At 78.0% G+C, this 1640-nt stretch carries 1 protein-coding gene; it reads right to left on the minus strand.

What is annotated here, in order from left to right:
• Positions 1-1640: condensation domain-containing protein (locus ABZW03_RS40660; protein WP_355269882.1), on the minus strand; the 1640-nt coding region annotated here is incomplete at both ends.

Here is a 1640-nt window from a genome sequence, read left to right on the forward strand (position 1 = left end):
AGTGCACGTAGTCGGCGAAGGGCCGTCGCACCGCCGGGGCGGGCGCGCCGCCGGCGGTGAGCGCCGCGTACTCGGCGAACACGTCGGTGAGCACCTGGGCGAGGCTCCAGCCGTCCAGGATCAGGTGGTGGGAGGTCCACAGCAGCCGGAGCCGGGCCTCGGGCAGCCGGACCAGGGTGAGCCGGGTGAGCGGGGCGGTGGCGATGTCCAGGCCGAGCGCGAGGTCCTCCGCGCGCAGCCGGTCCAGCCGTTCGGCGCGTTCGGCCGGGTCGGCGGCCCGCAGGTCGAGGTGGGTCACCGGCAGCGTGACGCCCCGGCGCACCACCTGGAGCGGGGCGGGGACGCCCTCCCAGACCACCGAGGTGCGCAGCGCGGGCGTCCGGTCGGCGACCCTCTGCCAGGCCAGGGCGAAGGCCCGCGGGTCGGCGACGCCCTCCAGCAGCAGGTCGGCCTGGTCCAGGTAGACGTCGTCGGGGCCGCCGACCAGCCGGTGGAAGAGCATGCCCTCCTGGAGCGGGGTGAGCGGCAGCAGGTCCTCGACGTCCCGGCCGTCGCCGACCAGCCGGTCCAGCGCGGCCTGGTCGAGCCCGGCGAGCGGGAAGTCGGAGGGGGTGCGGCCGCCGGCGCCGGGGCTCGCGCAGTGCTCGACGAGGGCGGTCAGCGCGGCGGCGGTGGCCTCGGCCAGCGCCCGCACGGTGGCCTCGCGGTGCACCGACTCGCTGTAGTGCCAGGTGAGTTCCAGCTCGCCGTCGGCGACCACGGCGGAGACGTCCAGCAGGTGGGCGGGCGGCTGGTCCGGGGCGAGGTCCCGGCCCGGGGCCTCGCCGGCCGGGGCGAAGTCGCCGCCCTCGGGGGCGGTCCACTGCCCGTGGTAGTTGAAGCAGACCTGCGGCAGCGGGCGGTCGGTCAGGGCGCCGGGCGCGCCGAGCCGGGCCAGGGCCTCGTAGCTCAGGCCGCGGTGGGGCACCGCGCGCAGCCGCTCCTTGACCTGCTTGAGGGTGGCGGCCCAGTCCGGGGCGCCGGCCGGGCCCGCCGGGGCGAGGGTGACGGGGTACTGGGTGGTGAACCAGCCGACGGTGCGGGAGAGGTCGAGGTCGTCGAAGAGGTCCTCGCGGCCGTGGCCCTCCAGGGCGACGGTGACCCGCCCGGTGCCGGTCCAGTCGGCGAGGGCCCGGGCCAGCGCGCTGAGCAGCACGTCGTTGACCTGGGTCCGGTAGACCTCGGGGACCTTGCGCAGCAGCGCCCCGGTGACGGCCCGGTCGAGCCGGGTGCGCAGGGTGCGCACCGAGCCGGCCGTGGGGGTGCCGGGCAGGTCGACGGGCAGCGGCTCGACGGGGGCCGCGGTCTCGGCGGTCCAGTACGGGAGGTCCCGGTCGAGGCCGCCGGAGCGGACCAGCCCGGCGAGCCGGTGGGCCCAGTCGGTGAACGCGGTGGGCTCGGGCTCCGGGGCGGGGGCGGCGCCCTCGGCGGCCTGCCGGTAGGCCTGGGCCAGGTCGGCGAGCAGCACCCGCCAGGAGACGCTGTCCACGGCGAGGTGGTGGGCGGTCAGGAAGAGCTGCGGCCGGGCGCCGTCGGCGGGCCGGAACAGCACGGCGCGCAGCAGGGCGCCGGCGGCCGGGTCCAGCTCGGCGCGAGATCGG

The sequence above is a fragment of the Kitasatospora sp. NPDC004799 genome (assembly GCF_040609095.1).
In the GTDB taxonomy this organism is placed as follows: Bacteria; Actinomycetota; Actinomycetes; order Streptomycetales; family Streptomycetaceae; genus Kitasatospora.